This window comes from Qipengyuania sp. YIM B01966 (assembly GCF_016461955.1).
In the GTDB taxonomy this organism is placed as follows: domain Bacteria; phylum Pseudomonadota; class Alphaproteobacteria; order Sphingomonadales; family Sphingomonadaceae; genus QFOP01.
In genome coordinates, this window is the sequence record NZ_JADMNM010000003.1 from 119,342 (window position 1) to 138,981 (window position 19,640).

Annotated in this window: 18 protein-coding genes and 1 tRNA gene; 14 read left to right on the forward strand and 5 right to left on the reverse strand. The window is 66.3% G+C overall.

Translation table 11 applies throughout. The features are described 5' to 3' along the window. The first annotated feature begins 40 nt into the window (after nt 1-40). The 4 genes from trpB (at nt 41) to ILT46_RS05560 (ending at nt 4,371) form a co-directional block, all read left to right on the forward strand. Nucleotides 41-1,285 carry a tryptophan synthase subunit beta gene (gene trpB, locus ILT46_RS05545; protein ID WP_199503649.1) on the forward strand — a complete coding sequence of 415 codons (1,245 nt, stop codon included), beginning with the start codon at nt 41-43 and terminating at the stop codon, nt 1,283-1,285. A 138-nt stretch (nt 1,286-1,423) separates the two neighbouring features. Continuing rightward, nucleotides 1,424-2,215 (forward strand): tryptophan synthase subunit alpha, encoded by a 792-nt coding sequence (trpA, locus tag ILT46_RS05550; protein WP_233397034.1) that lies wholly within the window; start codon nt 1,424-1,426, stop codon nt 2,213-2,215. Beyond that, entirely contained in the window at nt 2,212-3,063 is an 852-nt protein-coding gene (gene accD / locus ILT46_RS05555; RefSeq protein WP_199503650.1) for an acetyl-CoA carboxylase, carboxyltransferase subunit beta, read from the forward strand. The genes trpA and accD overlap by 4 nt, the downstream gene beginning before the upstream one ends. A 12-nt stretch (nt 3,064-3,075) precedes the next feature. Then, complete coding sequence (locus tag ILT46_RS05560; protein ID WP_199503651.1) at nt 3,076-4,371, forward strand: bifunctional folylpolyglutamate synthase/dihydrofolate synthase; 1,296 nt, start codon at nt 3,076-3,078, stop codon at nt 4,369-4,371. Here ILT46_RS05560 and ILT46_RS05565 read toward each other — a convergent pair. Continuing rightward, entirely contained in the window at nt 4,368-6,077 is a 1,710-nt protein-coding gene (locus ILT46_RS05565) for an AmpG family muropeptide MFS transporter (RefSeq protein WP_199503652.1), read from the reverse strand. The two genes, ILT46_RS05560 and ILT46_RS05565, sit on opposite strands and share 4 nt — an antisense overlap. Before the next feature lie 68 nt (nt 6,078-6,145). On the opposite strand from ILT46_RS05565, the gene ILT46_RS05570 reads away from it, so the two are divergent. Genes ILT46_RS05570 through rsmD form a run of 3 tightly spaced genes read left to right on the forward strand, consistent with a single transcriptional unit; the run spans nt 6,146 to nt 8,686 of the window. Then, nucleotides 6,146-7,312 carry an aromatic ring-hydroxylating oxygenase subunit alpha gene (locus tag ILT46_RS05570; protein WP_199503653.1) on the forward strand — a complete coding sequence of 389 codons (1,167 nt, stop codon included), beginning with the start codon at nt 6,146-6,148 and terminating at the stop codon, nt 7,310-7,312. A gap of 37 nt (nt 7,313-7,349) precedes the next feature. Continuing rightward, the gene (locus ILT46_RS05575) at nt 7,350-8,132 is read left to right on the forward strand and encodes a pseudouridine synthase (protein ID WP_199503654.1); all 783 of its coding nucleotides are present in this window, start codon (nt 7,350-7,352) and stop codon (nt 8,130-8,132) included. Beyond that, nucleotides 8,132-8,686, forward strand: a complete 555-nt coding sequence (gene rsmD, locus ILT46_RS05580; RefSeq protein WP_199503655.1) for a 16S rRNA (guanine(966)-N(2))-methyltransferase RsmD — start codon at nt 8,132-8,134, stop codon at nt 8,684-8,686. The genes ILT46_RS05575 and rsmD overlap by 1 nt, the downstream gene beginning before the upstream one ends. A 57-nt stretch (nt 8,687-8,743) precedes the next feature. Here rsmD and ILT46_RS05585 read toward each other — a convergent pair whose 3' ends face one another. Next, a complete protein-coding gene (locus ILT46_RS05585) occupies nt 8,744-9,313 on the reverse strand; it encodes a hypothetical protein (RefSeq protein WP_199503656.1) in 570 nt (189 codons plus the stop codon). 118 nt (nt 9,314-9,431) lie between these two features. Here ILT46_RS05585 and ILT46_RS05590 point away from each other — a divergent pair, with 118 nt between their 5' ends. Further along, nucleotides 9,432-11,735 (forward strand): ATP-dependent helicase, encoded by a 2,304-nt coding sequence (locus tag ILT46_RS05590; protein ID WP_199503657.1) that lies wholly within the window; start codon nt 9,432-9,434, stop codon nt 11,733-11,735. A gap of 134 nt (nt 11,736-11,869) precedes the next feature. Then, entirely contained in the window at nt 11,870-11,983 is a 114-nt protein-coding gene (locus ILT46_RS12115) for a hypothetical protein (RefSeq protein WP_370592358.1), read from the forward strand. 32 nt (nt 11,984-12,015) lie between these two features. Here the strand turns inward: ILT46_RS12115 and ILT46_RS05600 are convergent, their stop codons facing one another. Together ILT46_RS05600 and ILT46_RS05605 are read right to left on the reverse strand one after the other, a co-directional pair. After that, the gene (locus ILT46_RS05600) at nt 12,016-13,395 is read right to left on the reverse strand and encodes a DEAD/DEAH box helicase (RefSeq protein WP_199503658.1); all 1,380 of its coding nucleotides are present in this window, start codon (nt 13,393-13,395) and stop codon (nt 12,016-12,018) included. Nucleotides 13,396-13,510: 115 nt separating this feature from the next. Beyond that, nucleotides 13,511-14,089 (reverse strand): hypothetical protein, encoded by a 579-nt coding sequence (locus tag ILT46_RS05605; protein WP_199503659.1) that lies wholly within the window; start codon nt 14,087-14,089, stop codon nt 13,511-13,513. 98 nt (nt 14,090-14,187) lie between these two features. On the opposite strand from ILT46_RS05605, the gene ILT46_RS05610 reads away from it, so the two are divergent. Together ILT46_RS05610 and ILT46_RS05615 are read left to right on the forward strand one after the other, a co-directional pair. Continuing rightward, nucleotides 14,188-15,600, forward strand: a complete 1,413-nt coding sequence (locus ILT46_RS05610) for an FAD-binding oxidoreductase (protein ID WP_199503660.1) — start codon at nt 14,188-14,190, stop codon at nt 15,598-15,600. Between the two features lie 105 nt (nt 15,601-15,705). Further along, nucleotides 15,706-16,494: a SapC family protein gene (locus ILT46_RS05615; RefSeq protein ID WP_199503661.1), complete on the forward strand. Its 789-nt coding sequence runs from the start codon at nt 15,706-15,708 to the stop codon at nt 16,492-16,494. Between the two features lie 169 nt (nt 16,495-16,663). On the opposite strand, the gene ILT46_RS05620 is transcribed toward ILT46_RS05615, so the two are convergent. Further along, nucleotides 16,664-17,518 (reverse strand): N-formylglutamate amidohydrolase, encoded by an 855-nt coding sequence (locus ILT46_RS05620; RefSeq protein WP_199503662.1) that lies wholly within the window; start codon nt 17,516-17,518, stop codon nt 16,664-16,666. Between the two features lie 160 nt (nt 17,519-17,678). Here ILT46_RS05620 and cpdR point away from each other — a divergent pair, with 160 nt between their 5' ends. From cpdR to ILT46_RS05635, 3 genes are all read left to right on the forward strand, one after another. Beyond that, entirely contained in the window at nt 17,679-18,074 is a 396-nt protein-coding gene (cpdR, locus tag ILT46_RS05625; protein WP_199503663.1) for a cell cycle two-component system response regulator CpdR, read from the forward strand. A gap of 81 nt (nt 18,075-18,155) precedes the next feature. Further along, nucleotides 18,156-18,230: transfer RNA gene (locus ILT46_RS05630), tRNA-Val, on the forward strand. Between the two features lie 148 nt (nt 18,231-18,378). After that, nucleotides 18,379-19,599 (forward strand): NADP-dependent isocitrate dehydrogenase, encoded by a 1,221-nt coding sequence (locus ILT46_RS05635; protein ID WP_199503664.1) that lies wholly within the window; start codon nt 18,379-18,381, stop codon nt 19,597-19,599. Nucleotides 19,600-19,640: the final 41 nt, after the last annotated feature.

Consider the following 19,640-nt stretch of genomic DNA (forward strand, 5'->3'; position numbering starts at 1 on the left):
TGGTGGACTTGGCGCGGCCCCTCTGCCAAGCCTGCCGCCGATGAACGCCCCCAATTCCGACCGCACCATGCCCCCCGCGAAAGTGAACAGCTTTCGCAACCAACCGGACTCGCGCGGCCATTTCGGCGATTACGGCGGCCGCTATGTCGCCGAGACGCTGATGCCGCTGGTGCTCGACCTGGAGCGCGAATATCGCGCCGCACAGGCCGACCCCGCGTTCCAGGCCGAGTTCGACGATCTGCTCGAACATTATGTCGGCCGACCGAGCCCGCTCTATTTCGCAGAGCGGCTAACGGAAGCCCTCGGCGGTGCGCAGGTGTGGTTCAAGCGCGACGAGCTGAACCATACCGGCGCACACAAGATAAATAATTGCATCGGCCAGATCCTCCTGGCGATCCGCATGGGCAAGACGCGGATCATTGCCGAAACCGGCGCCGGCCAGCACGGCGTCGCCACCGCCACCGTCTGCGCACGGTTCGGCCTTCCCTGCGTAATCTATATGGGCGCGACCGACGTTGCCCGCCAGCAACCCAACGTGTTCCGCATGAAGCTGCTGGGGGCGGAGGTGGTCCCCGTCACCAGCGGAGCGGCGACGCTGAAGGATGCAATGAACGAAGGGCTGCGCGACTGGGTCGCGAACGTCCACGACACCTTCTACATCATCGGCACCGCCGCCGGCCCGCATCCCTACCCCGAGCTGGTGCGCGATTTTCAGAGCGTTATCGGCAAGGAGGCGCGCGCGCAGATGCTGGCCCGCACCGGCCGCCTGCCCGATCTGCTGGTGGCGGCGATCGGCGGCGGCTCCAACGCGCTCGGCCTGTTCCACCCGTTCCTCGACGATGCAGACGTCAAGATGCTCGGGGTCGAGGCGGCGGGGTATGGTCTCGATGGCGACCAGCACGCGGCGAGCCTGCTCGGCGGCTTCCCCGGCGTACTGCACGGCAACAAGACCTATCTGTTGCAGGACGAGGACGGCCAGATCACCGAGGGCCACTCGATCAGCGCGGGCCTCGACTATCCCGGCATCGGCCCCGAGCACGCCTGGCTCAAGGACATGGGCCGTGTCGAATACACCGCCGTCACCGACGACGAGGCTTTGGACGCCTTCCAGCTCCTCTGCCGCACCGAGGGAATCATCCCCGCGCTCGAACCCAGCCACGCGATCGCCGCGGTCGCCAAGCGTGCAAAGGAAATGGACCGCGACCAGATCATCCTCGCCAACCTGTGCGGGCGTGGCGACAAGGACATCTTCACCGTGGCCGAGAAGCTGGGAGTGGAGATGTGAACTGCGTATCCCCTAGCGCTCATCCACCCGTCATCCCGGGCTTGACCTGGGATTCCGCTTCATCGCTGGGCGGCAAACAGAAAAGCCTGACCCCGGATCAAGTCCGCGGTGACTATGGGCAGGCGATGGGAAACCGCATTGACTAACCGCCTCTCCACCACCTTCGCCAAGCCCCACCCTGCCCTCGTCTGCTTCATCACCGCTGGCGACGGCGACACTGCGGCCAATCTCGACGCGCTGGTCGCGGGCGGCGCGGATGTGATCGAGCTGGGCATGCCGTTCACCGATCCGATGGCCGATGGGCCGGCGATCCAGAACGCGAATATCCGCAGCCTTGGCGCGGGTACGACCACCGCCACGATCTTCGCGCTCGCCAGCGCCTTCCGCGCGCGGCACCCTGACGTGCCGCTGGTCCTGATGGGCTATGCCAACCCGATGGTGCGGCGCGGGCCGGAATGGTTCGCGCAAGCATGCGCGGCCGCCGGGATCGACGGGGTGATCTGCGTCGACATTCCGCCCGAGGAGGATGACGCGCTCGGCCCGCACTTGCGCGCGCGCGGGATTGCGCCGATCCGGCTGGCCACCCCGACCACCGATGCGGCGCGGCTGCCGGCGGTGCTCGATGGTTCGGCGGGGTTCCTCTATTACGTCTCGGTCGCCGGGATTACCGGCAAGCAACAGGCCGACATCGCCTCGATCGAAACCAATGTGACCCGCATCAAGCAATCGACCGATCTGCCGGTTGCGGTCGGCTTCGGGGTCCGCACGCCGGAACAGGCGGCAGGAATCGCCAAAGTCGCCGACGGGGTGGTGGTCGGCAGCGCGCTAATCGACCTTGTGGCCGAGCATGGAGCCAACGCCGCGCCGCATATCGAGGTGCTGACCCGCAGCTTGGCCGATGCAGTCCATTCAGCTAGGGGCAGCGCATGAGCTGGCTCAACCGCGTCCGCAATTCGCTGCCCTTCCTCCCCAAGCGCACGACGACCGACAATCTGTGGGTCAAATGCCCCGGTTGCCAGGAAATGGTCTTCGCCAAGGAATACGAGGACAACCTGGCCGTCTGCCCGCGCTGCGACCATCACGGGCGGATCGATGCCGATACGCGGCTGGCGCAGATCCTCGACGAAGGTTTTGACCTGCTGGCCACACCCAAGGTGGCTGAAGACCCGCTCAAATTCCGCGATTCGAAGAAATATGCCGACCGGCTGAAACAGGCCCGCGCCAAATCACCGCATAGCGATGCGTTTCAGGTAGGCAGCGGCACGATTGACGGGCGCGCGGCGGTGGTCGGGGTGCAGGATTTCTCGTTCATGGGCGGCAGCATGGGCATGGCGGTGGGCAGCGCCTTCGTCGCCGGGGCCGAAGCCGCGCTGGAACGGCGCTGCGCTTATATTGTGGTGACTGCGGCGGGCGGCGCGCGGATGCAGGAGGGAATCCTCAGTCTGATGCAGATGCCGCGCGCGACCGTGATGACGCGCCGTCTGAAAGATGCGGGCCTGCCCTATATCGTCGTGCTGACCGACCCGACCACGGGCGGGGTCACCGCCAGCTATGCGATGCTGGGCGATGTGCAAATTGCCGAGCCCGGCGCGCTGATCGGCTTTGCCGGCCAGCGGGTGATCCAGGATACGATCCGCGAAAAGCTGCCCGAAGGGTTCCAGCGGGCGGAATATCTGCACAAGCATGGCATGGTCGATATGGTGGTGCCGCGCGGGGCGCTGAAGCGCACGCTGGCGCAATTGCTCGACTATCTGCAACCGCGCGCCGTCGCCGCCTGACGCCAGCGCGTCATGCGCGATTTCGCCCGGTCCGACGATGAAGCGGTGCAGGCCCAGCTTGACCGGCTGGCGACGATGCGCGTGCCCGAGGGGCGGTTGGGGCTCGACACAATCCGCACGCTGCTGGCCCGGCTGGGCGACCCGCACGAATGCCTGCCGCCCGTGTTTCACGTCGCCGGGACCAATGGCAAAGGTTCGACCTGCGCTTTCCTGCGCGCCATGCTGGAAGCGGCGGGCTACCGGGTCCATGTCGCCGCCAGCCCGCATCTGGTGCGCTACAACGAACGCATCCGGCTTGCCGGGCGGCTGATCGAAGATGCCGTTCTCGCCCCGCTGCTGGCTGAGGTGATCGACGCGGTCGAGGGTACCGGCGCGAGCTTTTTCGAAGCGACCATTGCGGCGAGCTTCCTTGCCTTCAGCCGCGTGCCGGCCGATGCCTGCGTGGTCGAGGTCGGGCTCGGCGGACGGCTCGATGCGACCAATGTAATGGCCCGGCCGGCCGTGTGCGGAATTGCCAGCCTGGGCATCGATCACGAACGCTTCCTGCTCGCGCCCGAGGCTGGCACGCCTGATCACCCGATGGCGCGGATCGCGTTCGAAAAAGCCGGCATTGCCAAGGCCGGGGTGCCGCTGGTGACGCAAGCCTATGGCCCCGAGGCGAGCGAGGAGATCGCGCGGCTGGCGGCCCGGCTCGGCGCTGAATTGCACGCACGCGGCGATGATTGGGATGCAACCACGTTACCCGACGCGCTCGAATATTGCGACGCGCAAGGCCGCCTCGCCATGGCGCTGCCAGCCCTCAAAGGGGCGCACCAGGCAGATAACGCGGCACTCGCCATCGCCATGTTGCGCCACCAGAGCGCGCTGGTGGTTTCCCCCTCAGCGATGGAAGCCGGCCCCGCCGCCGCGCGCTGGCCGGCGCGGTTGCAGCGTCTGGGGCCGGGGCCGCTAACCGATCGGTTTCCCGCCCGCAGCTTCTGGCTCGATGGCGGGCACAACCCCGATGCGGGCGCGGCGCTGGGGCGGCATTTCGCGGGGCAGCGGCTGCATCTGATCATCGGCATGATCGCCGGGAAAGACCCGGCCGCGCTGCTCGGCCCGCTCGCCGGGCAGCTTGCCAGCATTATCGCGATGCCGGTACCGGGGCATGAGCATCACCCTGCCGCCGCCTTTCGCGGGGCGCGGGCGGCGGGCGATATTTTCGAGGCGGTGGCGATGCTGCCAGATGACGGGTTGCCGGTTCTGATCGCCGGCTCGCTTTACCTCGCCGGCGCGGTGCTGCGCGCCAATGGGGAGCTTCCGGACTAGGCCGTCGCCGCGCTTTCCGGTGCGACCACGCCCGCGGCCCGCTCGCCCGCGCGGCGCTGGCGCCACCATTCCAGCAGGCACAGCACCACCGCGATGCCGCCAATATAGGTGACGAACCAGAACACCTCGAAATAGCCCTGTTCCTCGATCATCTGGCCGAGCGCGCCGCGCCCCAGCGTGCCGACCAGCAGCGTGAGCGAGGCGAGCAACGAATATTGCACCGCACTATATCCCTTGGCGACAATCGAGGAGAGCCAGGCGACATAGGCCGCGCTGGCAATGCCCACGGCGAGGTTTTCCAGCCCGATAGTGAGCATTAGCCGAGCGAGTTTCTCGGTCCCGCCAAATTGCGTCACCGCCCAGGCAAATCCCGTGGCGCGGCTGGCGGCGTCCATTGTCGCACCGCCAATGGCGAGATCGGCGTAGAGCAGGTTCGTAACCGCCGCGAGGATCGCGCCCAGCGTCAGCGTCGCCATGCGGCCGATCGCGGTCAGCAGATAGCCGCCGAGCGCCAGCCCGAGAATGATCGCGCCCACGCCGAAGAACTTCGACGCCAGCGCCACCTCGTCCTTCGAATATTGCAGCTCGCCCAGATAGAACGGGTAGGCGAACGTGCCCCAGATCGAATCCGAGATGCGGTAGGTCAGCACCAGCGCCAGGATCAGCACCAGCGACCAGCCCATCCGGCCGACAAATTCGACCAGCGGCAGCACCAGTGCGCGGTAGAGGTGGTCGAGCGCGAAGCCGCCGACAGTCGCCAGCGGCGCATCGGCGGTGAGCAGATTGCGCCCCTGCCTCTTCTGGCTGGCCAGCCAGCCCGCCACCAGCGCCGGCAGCACGACGGTGGCGATCACGATCAGCGGCCCCCAAGTGGCGATGAACTCGGTCGGATCGGGGCGGTTTTGGGGGATCGCAGTCATCGAGCGGACCATGAAGGTAATCACCACCGCCAGCGCGCCGGCCCACAGCACGCCGACAATTCCAAGCGCGGTCGCCCGCACCCGCGGGGTCAATTCGCCCGTCCGGCGCAGCGCGAGCATCTCGTCAACCTGTTCGGCGGTCGGGCCGCTGGCGTCGGCATCGGGGGCGAACAGGCCGGCAATGCCGATGGCGAGCAGGATCCCGCCCATCACCATATAGGTCTGCGGCCAGCCGATCCGCTCGGCCATGATCAGCCCCAGCGCGCCCCCCACGAGCGAAGCGAGGCGGAACCCCGCCTGCGTCACTGTCGAGAGAATGTCGATGGTCGCTTCCTCGTCCGCGATGTCGATGCGCCAGGCGTTGATGACGATGTCCTGCGTCGCCGAGGCGAAAGCGCCAATCGCGGCGAGCAGCGAGAACAGGCCCAATTGCGAACGCGGATCGAGCGCGGCCATCGTTAGCAGCACGATCCCCAGCACGACCTGCGCCAGCACGATCCATTGCTTGCGCTTGCCCAGCCGCCGCAGCGCCGGCAGGTCCAGCCGGTCAAGCAGCGGCGACCACAGAAACTGGAACGCATAGGCGAGCCCGATCAGCGAAAACACGCCCATTGTTTCGAGATCGACCCCGGCGTCGGTCAGCCAGGCATACAGCGTGCCGAGAAACAGCGCGAAAGGCAGCCCGCTGGCAAAACCGAACAGCGCCATGAACCCGGTCTTGCGGTTGCGCAGCGCCCGCAAAACCACGCGCCAACCCGGCTTCTTCGCTGCTGCCGCTGCCGCCATGCCATCCCTTCCCGTCACAATCTTTTCGTGCGACACCTAGCCGCAGAGGACGGCGATAGGGAAGCGCGATGAACCGGGCTGAAACGAAAGATCGTGGACAGCGCCCGACACCGGGGCAGGTCGCGCTGGCCGAGGCGATCCGTAATTATCAGGGCGATGCGCAACGCGCGATCGCCCATGTTCCCGCCACGCTCTATACCGACCCCGCGCATTGGCAGCGCGAACGCCATGCGCTGTTTTGCCGCCTGCCGCAGGTGATCGCCCCTTCGGCGCTGCTGTCCGAACCGGGCGTGGCGGTGCCGCACGATGCCACCGGCCGCCCGCTGCTGCTGACCCGCGATGCCGAGGGCGCGGCGCACGTCTTCCTCAATGTCTGCCGCCACCGCGGCACACGGCTGGTCCAGGGGACCGAGCCGGTGTGCGCCAAGCGGCTGGTCTGCCCCTACCACGCCTGGACCTACCGGCTTGACGGGGCGCTGCTGGCTTTGCCGAGGCCCGACACCTTTCCGGGCCTCGACAAGGGCGAACATGGCCTCATCGAACTGCCTTCGTGCGAGGCGGGCGGCGTGATCTGGTTCGCCCCGCCCGGCGCGCCCGAACCCGATTTTCATGATGCCCGCACGCTGGGCGAGGATTTCTCCGCCTTCGGCCTTGCTACCCATCATTTGTTCCGCCGCAAGCTGCATGATGTGGCGGCGAACTGGAAGCTGATCATGGATGCCTTCCTCGAAAGCTACCATGTCACGCGGCTCCACGCGGGTACGATCGGCCCGTTCTTCCGCGACGGGGTGACGGCGGGCGACACGATCGGGCCGCACCGCCGGTCGGCGGTCGGGCGGGCAGAGGAACTGGACGGGCTCGATCTGACCGACATGCCTGCGGTGCGCCGCGCCATCACCTATGCCTATCAACTGGTGCCGGCGACGATCATCGTGCCCAGCCCCGATTATGTGAACATCATGGTGCTGATGCCGCAGGCCCATGACCGCACGCTGGTCGAAGATTTCATGCTGATCCCCGAACCGCCCGCGACCGAGAAGGCCGAGGCGCATTGGGAGCGGAGCTGGTCGCTGCTCGACGGAGGGGTGTTCGCGGCGGAGGATTTCCGCGCTGCCGAACTCGGCCAGCAGGGGTTGGCGAGCGGCGCGGTGCCCGAACTGACGCTGGGCGCGCTCGAGCTGGGGATTGCCGAGTTTCACCGCACGCTCGAGGGCCTGCTGCGCACGGCCAATTAGGCTCGCCCTTATTCCCCCGCTTGTGTAGGGCGACGCCATGAACGAGGCCCCCAAAAACAACGGCGAGCGCCCCGAAGGCGACCGTATCGCCAAACTGCTCGCCCGCGCGGGCATCGCCAGCCGGCGCGAGGTGGAACGGATGATCGGCGAAGGGCGCGTGGCGATCGGTGGCAAGGTGCTCGACACACCGGCGACCATCCTCAAGAACCTCGCCGGCGTGACCGTGGACGGCAAGCCTGTCGCCAAGGCGGAAGCCGCGCGTCTGTTCGCGTTCCACAAGCCATCCGGGCTGCTCACCGCAGAGCGTGACCCCAAGGGGCGGCCGACGATCTACACCGCCTTGCGTAATGCGCTGCCGCGCGGGGCACCGCGGCTGATGCCGGTCGGCCGGCTCGACCTCAATACCGAGGGCCTGCTGCTGCTGACCAATGATGGTGAGCTGAAGCGGGCGATGGAATTGCCCGCCACCGGCGTTCCGCGCACTTACCGCGCGCGGACCTTTGGCGATGTCTCGCAGCGCCAGCTCGAAGATCTGATCGAAGGGGTGACGATCGAAGGTGTGCGCTACGGCCGGATCGATGCCGATCTTGAACGCCGGACGGGCCGCAATCAGTGGATCGTAATGACCATCACCGAAGGCAAGAACCGCGAAGTGCGCCGCGTGCTCGAACATCTTGGCCTGTCGGTTTCGCGGCTGATCCGCACGTCCTATGGCCCGTTCGAGCTGGGCGATCTCCAGCGCGGGGCAGCGGCGGAAATTCGCCAGGTCGATGTCGAACGCTTCCGCAAGCAGCTTGGCGCCAAGGGGCGCGGCCGCTGATGCGGGTGATTGCCGGGCAGTGGCGCGGGCGCAAGCTGGTGGCGCCCAAGGGCGACATCACCCGGCCCACTGCCGACCGGACCCGCGAAACACTGTTCAATATGCTGGTCAGTCGGCTGGGCAGTTTCGAAGGGCTGACGGTGGCCGACTTGTTCGCCGGGTCGGGGGCGCTGGGGATTGAGGCGCTATCGCGCGGGGCGGCAAGCTGCCTGTTCGTCGAGGAAGAGCGCCGCGCTGTCGAGGCTATCCGCGCTAACCTTGCCGCGCTGGGTGCGGCAGGCGCGGCGAATGTCCGGCAGGGTTCGGTGATGGCGCTGGGGCCCGCGGCACAGCCGCTCGACGTGCTGCTGCTTGATCCGCCCTATCGTACCGGCGCAGGCGCGGTGGCTCTCGACCGATTGCAGCGGTTGGGCTGGATCGGCCCCGCCAGCTGGGTCGCGCTCGAAACCGCCGGGGACGAAAAGTCGGAGATCAACGGCCTCGCGCTTGAAGCCGAGCGCAAAGTAGGAAAGGCCAGGTTGATGCTGTTCCGCGCCGAGCCAGCGACCGGTTGATGGCCCAGCGAAAAAGGGCGCCCTGCGCGGCGCCCTTCCCCCGGTTTGACCCGGTAATTAGCGGCGTTTGCCGCGCCGTTCGCTCGCAGGCTGACCCGGCCAATGCTGCAACGGACGGTTGCCGTAATTCAGCCCCGCCTCGCGCGGGTTGATGCAATTGTCGGTCTGGGTGCCCCGGCACGGCGGGTAGTTCCCATCTGCAGCGCGGGGCGCGGCGGGCAGCGCCTGTGCGGTTTCGGTGCGGCTATAAATGATGGTACCCGACGGCGTCTGCGTCATTGTGGTGGCGGCGTGCGCGGTGGGGCTGGCATGGGTCGACGGCTGCCCGTCCACCTGCGCCATGACAGCCGTCCAGGCGGCGGCGCGCTGATCGGGCGTCATCGCATAAAGCCGCTGGCGCTGTTCGGCGTTGAGCATCCACCAGCCGCGTTGCTGGTCCGGGGTGAGCGTCCAGTAATAGGTGCGGATTTCGGGCGTCCATGCGTCATACGCGGTGCGCTGCGGCGCTGGCCAGGAATCATAGGATGCCTGCTGTGTCGGCGTAAGAACGATCGTTTGGGCCGACGCGGCTGCGGGAAGAAAAGCGAGAGAAAGCGCAGTAGCGCCGGCAAGGAGGATCTTGTTCATGGTCAGAACTCCGATGGCTTTACCGGGCTGCTACGGGCGAGCTTGGGCGAAGTTCCCCGCCAGCAGCAGGGCGGGCTTGCTTTGGGATAAGGCGTTCCCTACCTGTTCGCGCTTAGCGATGGATCTGCCCGCCCCCACCCCTGACGTGCCCGACGGCCCGCTGCCGCCCTATGCCGCACGGCTCAACGCTCCGCAGCGCGAGGCGGTGCTGACGACCGAGGGGCCGGTGCTGATGCTCGCCGGCGCCGGAACGGGCAAGACCGCGGCGCTGACCGCGCGATTGGCGCATCTCATCGCCACACGGCGCGCTTGGCCGAGCGAAATCCTCTGCGTTACCTTTACCAACAAGGCGGCACGCGAAATGCGCGAGCGGGTCGGCCAACATATCGGGCCGGCGGTCGAAGGGATGCCGTGGCTCGGCACGTTCCACTCGGTCGCTGCCAAGATGCTCCGCCGCCATGCCGAACTGGTCGGCCTGCAAAGCAATTTCACCATCCTCGACACCGATGATCAACTGCGCGTGCTCAAGCAGCTGATCGTGGCCGATGGTCTGGATGAGAAGCGCTGGCCGGCTCGCCAGCTTGCCGGGCTGATTGACGGGTGGAAGAACCGTGGGCTCAATCCTGCCGATCTGAACGCCGCCGACAGCGAAGCTTATGCCAATGGGCGCGGACAGCATTTCTACGCGCTCTATCAGGAGCGGCTCAAGGCGCTGAACGCCTGCGATTTCGGCGATCTGCTGCTGCACGTGCTGAACATCTTCCGCACCCAGCGCGACGTGCTCGATCATTACCGGCAGCGGTTCAAATACATTTTGGTCGACGAATACCAGGATACCAACCAGGTCCAGTATCTCTGGCTGCGGCTGCTGGCGCAGGAGCGCAAGAACATCTGCGTGGTCGGCGATGATGATCAGTCGATCTATTCGTGGCGCGGCGCGGAGGTCGCCAATATCCTGCGGTTCGAGCGGGATTTTCCCGGCACCCACGTCGTCCGGCTGGAACAGAATTACCGCTCCACCCCCCACATCCTGGCCGCCGCCTCGGGACTGATTGCGGCCAATAGCGAAAGGCTGGGCAAAACGCTGTGGACCGAGTTCACCGGCGGCGACAAGGTCAAGACCATCGGTGTCTGGGACGGACCTGAGGAAGCCCGGCGGATCGGCGAGGAGATCGAGCGGCTGGAACGCGAAGGGGCGCCGCTCGATCAGGTCGCCATCCTCGTGCGCGCGCAATATCAGACGCGCGAGATCGAGGACCGCTTCATCCAGATCGGCCTCAATTATCGCATCATCGGCGGCTTCCGCTTCTACGAACGCGCCGAAATCCGCGATCTCCTGGCCTATCTGCGCGTCATCGCCCAACCGGCGGACGATCTCGCCTTCGAGCGCATCCACAATCAGCCCAAGCGGGGCCTCGGCGCCAAGACGCTCGAAAAGATGCACCAGCACGCGCACCGCACCGGCCTTCCGCTGGCGGCCGCCGCGCTGCAACTGGCCGACAGCGACGAGTTGCCTACCCGCGCGGCAGCGACGATTGCCGCGCTGATGCGCCAGTTCCTTCATTGGCGCGAACAGGCCGAGACATTGTCGCCCGCCGAGCTGTTACGCCTGGTGATCGACCAATCGGGTTACGAGACAATGCTGAAGGCCGAACGCAGCGCCGAATCTGCCGGCCGGCTGGAAAACCTTTCGGAACTCGCCCGCGCGATGGAAGAATACGCCACGTTGGCCGATTTCCTGGACCATGTCAGTCTGGTGATGGACAACGACGCGCGCGATGACGGCGAAAAGGTCACCATCATGACCATGCACGCGGCCAAGGGGCTCGAATTCGACCATGTCTTCCTGCCCGGCTGGGAAGAAGGCGTGTTCCCCAGCCAGCGGGCGCTTGATGAAGGGGGGCTCGCCAGTCTCGAGGAGGAGCGGCGGCTGGGCTATGTCGCCATCACCCGCGCGCGGCGCCGCTGCACCATCCTCCACGCGGCCAACCGCCGGATTTATGGCCAATGGACCAGCTCGATCCCCAGCCGGTTCATATCGGAATTGCCCGCCGATCATATCGAACAGGAAACCACCATGACCGGCGGGGCGAGCCTGTGGCGCGCCAATTGGAGCGAGACCGAAGACCCATTCGCCCATGTCGCGCGCGATCGGCCGGACCGCGCGCAAGCGCGCGGCCCGGGCTGGCAACGCGCGCTCGCGACGGGATATGAAACCCGCCCGGCCCGCGTGCCGGAAAACCACCGCAGCGCTGCCAGCTTCGCGGCCAAGGCGCGCACCGACATCGCCATTGGCCAGCGCGTCTTTCACGACAAGTTCGGCTATGGCACGGTAACGGACCAGGAAGGCAACAAGCTCGAAATCGCGTTCGAGCACGCCGGTACCAAGCGAGTCATCGACAGCTTCGTGAAACCCGTCTGAGCGAGGGAGCAAGACGGCGCGGGGGCGCGCGGATCGTCGATCCGGCGACAAATGCCAAGCTCAAGGTCTCGTTCTTCGGGCCCTTCTGGGGCGACTAGTGGGTTATTGACCGCGCCGACGATTATCGCTGGGCCATCGTCGGAGAAGGCTCAGGCCGATACCTCTGGCTGCTGCACCGCGAGGCAACCCCGGGCGAAGTCGAGTCCGCGCCCTGTACCAGCGGGCGACAGAGCTTGGCTACGACATGACGCAGGCCCGGCGCACCGCCCAGCCTTGAGCGTTATTCGGCCAGCGCGCTGTGGTCGAGGAAGCTGGGGCGCGGACCGTTCCACTCGCCGGGCGGGACCGGGGTCGTATCCTCGTCGCGCCACCGACGGCCTTCACCGCGCGGTTCCGATGGCGCGCGCATGGCCCGGCTGCGCGAGACGTCACGCCCCTCGTCACGCGGCGAGCGTGAGCGCGCCCGGCGCGGCTCCGAGGCAGGTTCGGCGGGATCGGCAGCGCGCTCGGCCGTCGCCTCTGCCGTTACTAGTTCAACGCGTACGTCGCCCTTGCCAAACACCGGAACCTCGGCGCCGGTCAGCTTTTCGACATTGGCGATCGCCTCGGCGTCTTCCTCAGCCACCAGCGTAAAGGCGCGCCCCTTTGCACCTGCCCGGCCGGTGCGGCCGATGCGGTGCACGTAATCGTCAGGGTGCCACGGCGTGTCGAAATTGAACACGTGGCTGACGCCCTTGATGTCGAGCCCGCGCGCGGCGACGTCGCTGGCGACGAGGATGTTGACCGCGCCCGACTTGAACCGGTCGAGTTCCTTGAGCCGGCTGGCCTGGTCCATGTCGCCATGGATTTCGCTTGAGGCGAAGCCGTGGCTCTGAAGGCTCTTGTTGAGCTCGCGCACCGTGGTCTTGCGATTGGCGAAGATGATCGCGGTCTCGACCAGGTCGTGGCGCAGCAGCCAGCGCAGCGTTTCGCGCTTCTGGCGTGCCTTCACCGGCACTTTGAAGGCGGTGATATCGGCATTGGTGGAGGCCGCGCGGCTGACCTCCACCCGCTTGGGATTGGTCAGGAACTTCTTCGCCAGCTTTTCGATCGGCGGGGGCATGGTGGCCGAAAACAGCATCGTCTGGCGCGTTTCGGGCAGTTTGGAGCAGATGAATTCGATATCGGGGATAAACCCCATGTCGAGCATCCGGTCCGCCTCGTCGATCACCAGCAGGTCGCAGCCATTGAGCAGGATCTTGCCGCGTTCGAACAGGTCCATCAGGCGGCCGGGCGTGGCAATCAGCACATCGACCCCGTCCGACAGCGCCTTGAGCTGGTCGCCCATCTGCACGCCGCCGATCAGCAGCGCCATCTTCAGATCGTGATGGACGCCGTACTTCTCGAAATTCTCGGCCACCTGCACCGCCAGTTCGCGGGTCGGTTCGAGGATCAGGCTGCGGGGCATCAGGGCGCGGCGGCGGCCCTGGGCGAGGATGTCGATCATCGGCAGCACGAAACTGGCGGTCTTGCCCGTGCCGGTCTGCGCGATCCCGATCAGATCCTTCATCATCAGCACAGGCGGGATGGCCTGCGCCTGAATCGGCGTCGGCTCGCTATACCCTGCGGTCTCCACCGCTTTCAGCAATTCGGGTGACAGGCCGAGATCGGCAAAGGTCATAAGTGTGGCAATGTCCGGATCATAAGGGCCAAAACGGCCGGAACGCTCGCCCGCAAGATCGCGGCGGGCAAGCGCGGCGCGCTTTGGCTGCGGATGCTGCCAAAGTCAAGAAAAGTCACTCGCCGGGCGAGGCGACCAACTGTCGGAGCGAACCCACCTCGCAGGTCGCCCCGGTCCGCGATTGCAGTTCGTCGCGGTCTGCGCACAGCATCCCGTCTTCTCTTCTTTCTACGTAGAAGCCGGAATAAAAATCCGCCGCGCGGCACCCGCGACTTAGCGCAGCAGTGACCAGACGTCGATCACGCAATCGCAAGAGCAGCCGGTTGCCCGCCACCGGGCGCACAGCGGTAATCGTGCTCACCGGCAGGCAGCGCCCCATGGGCCGTTCGAACAGGCGGACCTGCTGATCCGGACGCAACCCGTCATTGTTGAACGACGTGCGCGGCGCGGTGGCGGGGGCCACACGGATCATCACCCGATGTTCGATCCGCACCTGCTGCTGAACAGGCGTCTGCATCGCCTCCAGCGCAATCCACCCGGTAGCGGCGTGGCGAGAAGCGGCCGTCGGCTGCGCGGGAAGCGGGGCGGGTACCAGCTCGCTGTCCGACCGCGGAGCCTCCGACACCGTGGTGCCTGCAGGAAGCGGGACCAGCAATGCGAGAGGAGCCAGCAATGGCAGGAAAGGTGGCATCATGGACCATCGGCAGCGCCGCAAGGGGCGATCGGTGAGCGAGGCTTTAGCGCGTCGGTTTGAATGTTGCCTTAATCCCGCCGCCCCCGCATGAAGAGGCGGTGACAGCAGATTTCCTGATCGAACTTGAACGCCTGCTGGGCCGCCGCGGGCTGACGCACGATCCGGCGCTGACCGAGCCCTGGCTGACCGACTGGCGGGGCCGCTATCACGGGCGGGCCTTGGCGCTTGCCTCGCCGGCATCGACCGACGAGGTTGCGGCAACGGTCTCCCTGTGCGCGCGGCATGGCGTGCCGATCGTGCCGCAGGGCGGCAACAGCTCGATGTCCGGCGGGGCGACGCCCGATGCCAGCGGCACCGCCTTGCTGCTGTCGTTGCGCCGGCTCGACCCGATCGGGCCGGTGGAGGACGGGCAGGTGCGCTGCGGGGCCGGCGTGATCCTGCAAAACCTCCACGATGCAGCCGAGCGGCACGGCTTACGCTTTCCGTTAACGCTGGGCGGCAAAGGGTCGGCCACGGTGGGCGGCCTTATCGCCACCAATGCCGGCGGCACGCAGGTGCTGCGCCACGGCACGATGCGCGATCAGGTACTGGGGCTGGAGGCAGTGTTGGCCGATGGCAGCATCATCGACCTGATGAGCCCCCTGAAAAAGGACAATCGCGGCTTCGATTTGAAGCAGGTGCTGATCGGTTCGGAAGGCACGCTGGGGATCGTCACTGCGGCCACGCTGCGTCTTAAACCTCGCATAGCGGGGCGCAGCGTGATCTGGGCCGGGCTGGAGACGATCCACGATGCGCGGGCGCTGCTTCTCCTCGCGCAGCAACGGGCGGCCGCGGCGTTGGAAGGGTTCGAGGTGCTGCCCCGGCACTGCCTTGCCGCCGTCCTCAATTATCTGCCTGCGGCGCGCGAGCCGCTGGCCTGGGCGGCACCGTGGTATGCGTTGATCGAACTGGTGGCCGACAATGCCGACGATGCCGGGCGCCTGCCGGAACTGGCCGAAAGCCTGCTGGGCGAGGCGCTTGTCCGCGACCTGGTTCTCGATGCAACAATTGCCGCGAACGAAGCGCAGGCGGAGGCCTTGTGGCTGCTGCGCGATTCGATTTCCCCGGCAGAGCGCGCCATCGGCCCCGCGATGCAGCATGATATCTCGGTGCCCGTGGCGGACATGGCTGACTTCATCGCCGCGACCGTCCCGGCGGTCGAAGCGCGCTTTGCGGGCACCACCGCGCTCGCCTTCGGCCATCTGGGCGACGGCAATGTCCACTTCCACGTCCTCGCCCCGCCCGGAGCGGAGCGCGGCGCATGGGAGGAGAGCGTGGGCAAGCATATCAGCCGCTTCGTCCACGACGAGGTCACGGCCTGGCACGGCTCGATCAGCGCCGAACACGGTATCGGGCAGATGAAGCGCGCCGAACTGGCGCGGCTGGCCGATCCTGCGCGGCTGGCGATGATGCGGGCGATCAAGCAGGCACTCGACCCGCAAGGGCTGCTCAATCCGGGCAAACTGCTTTAACCGCCACCCCGGTTGCCAGCCGCCGCGCCTGTCCGTAAAGCGCGCCATTCGCCGCGCGGGCGAGCCTCGCGCGTCCAGATCATTTCTTGTCCCGGAGACCAGTCGATGGCCAGCGCGCCGCAGCCGAACCTGCCCTTGTTCTACAACGACCTGATGCCGCTCAACTCGCGCGACCACGCGAAATTCCGTAACCGGATGGTCGACAGCGCCAAGTGGCTGGCCGACCAGCACGCGATCCCGCTGACCGCCGACGAATTCGTCCAGGCGCAGCGCGATTTCCCGATTGTCTTTTCGGCCGGCGACAATCCGGTTCCGCTGGCGCTGATGGGCCTCAACGAAGGGGTCAACACCTTTGTCGACGCCGAAGGCAAGATCACCGATCCGGTCTATCTGCCCGCTTATGTCCGCCGCTATCCGTTCATGCTCGCCCGGCTCAATCCGCAGAGCGAGGAATTGTCGCTGTGCTTCGATCCGACGGCGGAATCGATCGGCGAGTATAGCGAGGGCGAGGCGCTGTTCGATGGCGACAAGCCGTCCGAAGCGACAAACGCGATCCTCGATTTCTGCCAGCGTTTCGAGGAGGCGGGCTTCCGCACCCGCAATTTCGTCGAGGCCCTCGTGCAGAACGAGCTGCTGATGGAAGGCGAAGTCGCGATCACGCGCGGCGACGATACGGACCGCCCGTACGTCTATCGCGGCTTCCAGATGGTCGATCAGGAGAAGCTCCAGGCGCTCCCCGATGCGACGATCGTTGAATGGCACAAGAACGGCTATCTCGCAGTGATCGCCGCGCATCTGTTCTCGCTCGACCGGATGCGGTTGATCTTCGGCCGCCAGGTCGAACAGGGCACCGCACCCAAGCCGGAAGACGCCACCGTACCTGCGACGAATTGAGCAGATTGCGCGGGCGCCGGTCTTGAAAATCGGCACCGCGTCCATATTTTGGGTCTGTCGGGCGGCCTCCCCCCTCACCGTCGCCTGACCGGAGCGCTTCGGCGCTCCGCCTCCCTGAACCTTGGCCACCTCGTGCTTCGCGCACGAGGTGGTTTTTTCTTGGCCGCCGCTATTCCGCCGCCAGAGGCAAGCGCCCGCCGCTTCCAAGCCGCGCCGTCTCCGCCGCCAGCGCGCGCGTAAATGAGGCCAGCACGCGCACCATCGCCGGAAACCGCGCCGACAGCTCGGTCAATTGCGGGTCGAGATAGGCGCTGCGGCATACCTCCAGTTGAAGGGCGTGGATACCACGACGCGGCGCCCCGTGGCGATCGAGCACATAGCCGCCCGCATAGGGACGGTTCAGCGCGGCGACGCGGCCCTGACCGGCCAGCAGCGCCAGCCCCGCATCGACGATGCCGCCGGCGCAGCTCGTCCCGAACCGGTCGCCCAATACGAACTCCGCCGCCGGCTCCTGCGCGTGGCCAGGTGTCAACGGCGGCATCGAATGCAGATCGAGCAGCAGCGCGGCCCCCCATTGGTCGCGAATCTGCTGCAGCGCACCGGTCAAGGCCCGATGATAGGGTTCGTGAACCTCCTGTATCCGCCGCTCCAACTCCACCATCGGCAGGGGCCCACGCCAGATTTCGCCGATACCCGCCAGCCGCCGTGGCACCAGCCCCAGCCCGCTGCGCGCGCGGCGATTGGCGAGCGAATGGCGCACCGGCTGGCCGGCACCGGCAATCATGCCCCAATCCACATCTTCGGGCGCGCGGTTGAGATCGATCAGTGCGCGCGGGGCATGGGCGACCAGCACCGGCGCGCCGGTTTGCGTCGCAATCTCGTGCCCCAGGCGGTCGGCCAACCGATCCTCCAGCTTGAGCGCGGTCAGTGCAGGCTCGCGCATCGCCGCGAGTAGCGCGGGAGAGTAGCTGCGGCCGGCATGGGGCACGGCAATCAGCACCGGCACGCGGGGCTCTGCTGGCATGCGCAGGCTGAAGGGTGCATTCTCCCCTACAGTCGTCCCGCCCACATCCCGTTCCGCGTTCACGCCTGCGTTAATGACGATAGCGTCCCTCTGTGTCAAAGCAGGGCACTGGCGCCGCGACCCAATGATTTCGGGCGAAAGCTTCGCTATAGGCACGCGCATGACGATTCCCGCCAGCAGCCGCCGCCGCATCCTCCTTGCCGAAGACGATGCAGCGATGCGCGCCTATCTCAGCCGCGCGCTTGAAGCGGCCGGCTATTCTGTCGTGGCGGTGGATCGCGGGACGGCCGCGATCCCGCATTTGCAGGTCGAGCGGTTCGACCTGCTGTTGTCCGACATCGTCATGCCCGAAATGGACGGGATCGAACTGGCGCAGCGGTGCCAGGAATTGAGCCCGACGACCAAGGTGATGTTCATCACCGGCTTTGCCGCCGTGTCGCTGCGCGCCAATCGCGAACAGCCGCAGGCCAAGGTGCTGTCCAAGCCGTTCCACTTGAAGGATCTGGTGATGGAGGTCGATCGCGCGCTGGCCGAGCCGCATTTCGCCCTCGGCTGAGGCGCGGCGAAACATCTCTTGCGCCGCCCGGTGCCCGGCGTTAAAGGGCGCGCCTGCCTCACGCGGCAGACCGAATGGTGTGGGCGTATAGCTCAGTGGTAGAGCACTATGTTGACATCGTAGGGGTCGCAAGTTCAATCCTTGCTACGCCCACCATTCCGCCCGCCGACGGGCCCTGATACCCGTCGCTGATACCGGCGGGTTTCGTTTATCCGGCGCGCTGCTTGAACTCCCTGTCCCTGCGCTCTAGGACCGCCGGCAATGCCGCCAAGGCACCCGCTCACCCGCAAGGCACAGGACCCGCATGAACAAGATCAAGGTGAAGAACCCCGTCGTCGAGCTTGATGGCGACGAGATGACCCGCATCATCTGGCAATGGATCCGCGAGCGGCTGATCCTGCCGTACCTCGACGTGGACCTGCGATATTACGACTTGTCGGTCGAGAAGCGCGACGAGACGGAGGACAAGATCACCGTCGAGGCGGCCAATGCGATCAAGGAACATGGCGTCGGCGTGAAATGCGCCACCATCACCCCTGATGAAGCGCGGGTCGAGGAGTTCAACCTCAAGTCGATGTGGAAGTCGCCCAATGGCACGATCCGCAACATCCTGGGCGGGGTGGTGTTCCGCGAACCGATCGTGATCGACAATGTGCCCCGGCTGGTGCCCGGCTGGACCGCGCCGATCGTGGTTGGTCGCCATGCCTTCGGCGATCAGTACCGCGCCACCGACACGCTGATCCCCGGCCCCGGCACGCTGCGGCTGGTGTTCGACGGCGAGGACGGCAAGACGATCGACCTCAAGGTGTTCGAATTCCCCAGCAGCGGCGTCGCCATGGCGATGTACAATCTTGACGATTCGATCCGCGATTTTGCCCGCGCCACCTTCAATTACGGGCTCGATCGCGGCTGGCCGGTCTACCTCTCGACCAAGAACACCATCCTCAAGGCCTATGACGGCCGCTTCAAGGACCTGTTTCAGGAGGTGTTCGACGCCGAGTTCAAGACCGCGTTCGAAGCGAAGAAGATCGTTTACGAACACCGCCTGATCGACGATCTGGTTGCCTCGGCGCTGAAGTGGAACGGCAAGTTCGTCTGGGCGTGCAAGAACTATGACGGCGACGTGCAGTCCGACATGGTCGCGCAAGGGTTCGGCAGCCTCGGCCTGATGACCAGCGTGCTGATGAGCCCCGACGGCAAGACGGTCGAAGCCGAGGCCGCGCATGGCACCGTCACCCGCCATTATCGACAGCATCAGCAGGGCAAGGCGACCAGCACCAACCCCATCGCCAGCATCTTCGCCTGGACCCGCGGCCTGATGTATCGCGGCAAGTTCGACGATACGCCCGACGTGGTGCGCTTTGCCGAAACGCTGGAACAGGTCTGCATCCGCACCGTCGAAAGCGGCAAGATGACCAAGGATCTCGCGCTGCTGATCGGCCCCGAACAGTCCTGGCTGACGACCGAGCAGTTCTTCGAAGCGATCGTCCAGAACCTCGAAACCGAGATGGCCGGCTGGCAGTAAAACAATAGCGGCCCATACCGTGGCTTCCGGTATGGGCCGCT

Excerpts from the sequence above, each read along its gene's own strand:
- ILT46_RS05560 (WP_199503651.1), top strand. The coding sequence starts at position 3,076 with ATGCGCGATTTCGCCCGGTCCGACGATGAAGCGGTGCAGGCCCAGCTT.
- cpdR (WP_199503663.1), top strand. The coding sequence starts at position 17,679 with ATGACGATTCCCGCCAGCAGCCGCCGCCGCATCCTCCTTGCCGAAGAC.
- ILT46_RS05605 (WP_199503659.1), bottom strand. The coding sequence starts at position 14,089 with ATGATGCCACCTTTCCTGCCATTGCTGGCTCCTCTCGCATTGCTGGTC.
- ILT46_RS05585 (WP_199503656.1), bottom strand. The coding sequence starts at position 9,313 with ATGAACAAGATCCTCCTTGCCGGCGCTACTGCGCTTTCTCTCGCTTTT.
- ILT46_RS05600 (WP_199503658.1), bottom strand. The coding sequence starts at position 13,395 with ATGACCTTTGCCGATCTCGGCCTGTCACCCGAATTGCTGAAAGCGGTG.
- ILT46_RS05615 (WP_199503661.1), top strand. The coding sequence starts at position 15,706 with ATGGCCAGCGCGCCGCAGCCGAACCTGCCCTTGTTCTACAACGACCTG.
- ILT46_RS05590 (WP_199503657.1), top strand. The coding sequence starts at position 9,432 with ATGGATCTGCCCGCCCCCACCCCTGACGTGCCCGACGGCCCGCTGCCG.
- rsmD (WP_199503655.1), top strand. The coding sequence starts at position 8,132 with ATGCGGGTGATTGCCGGGCAGTGGCGCGGGCGCAAGCTGGTGGCGCCC.
- ILT46_RS05620 (WP_199503662.1), bottom strand. The coding sequence starts at position 17,518 with ATGCCAGCAGAGCCCCGCGTGCCGGTGCTGATTGCCGTGCCCCATGCC.
- accD (WP_199503650.1), top strand. The coding sequence starts at position 2,212 with ATGAGCTGGCTCAACCGCGTCCGCAATTCGCTGCCCTTCCTCCCCAAG.
- ILT46_RS05635 (WP_199503664.1), top strand. The coding sequence starts at position 18,379 with ATGAACAAGATCAAGGTGAAGAACCCCGTCGTCGAGCTTGATGGCGAC.
- ILT46_RS05575 (WP_199503654.1), top strand. The coding sequence starts at position 7,350 with ATGAACGAGGCCCCCAAAAACAACGGCGAGCGCCCCGAAGGCGACCGT.
- ILT46_RS05565 (WP_199503652.1), bottom strand. The coding sequence starts at position 6,077 with ATGGCGGCAGCGGCAGCAGCGAAGAAGCCGGGTTGGCGCGTGGTTTTG.
- trpB (WP_199503649.1), top strand. The coding sequence starts at position 41 with ATGAACGCCCCCAATTCCGACCGCACCATGCCCCCCGCGAAAGTGAAC.
- ILT46_RS05570 (WP_199503653.1), top strand. The coding sequence starts at position 6,146 with ATGAACCGGGCTGAAACGAAAGATCGTGGACAGCGCCCGACACCGGGG.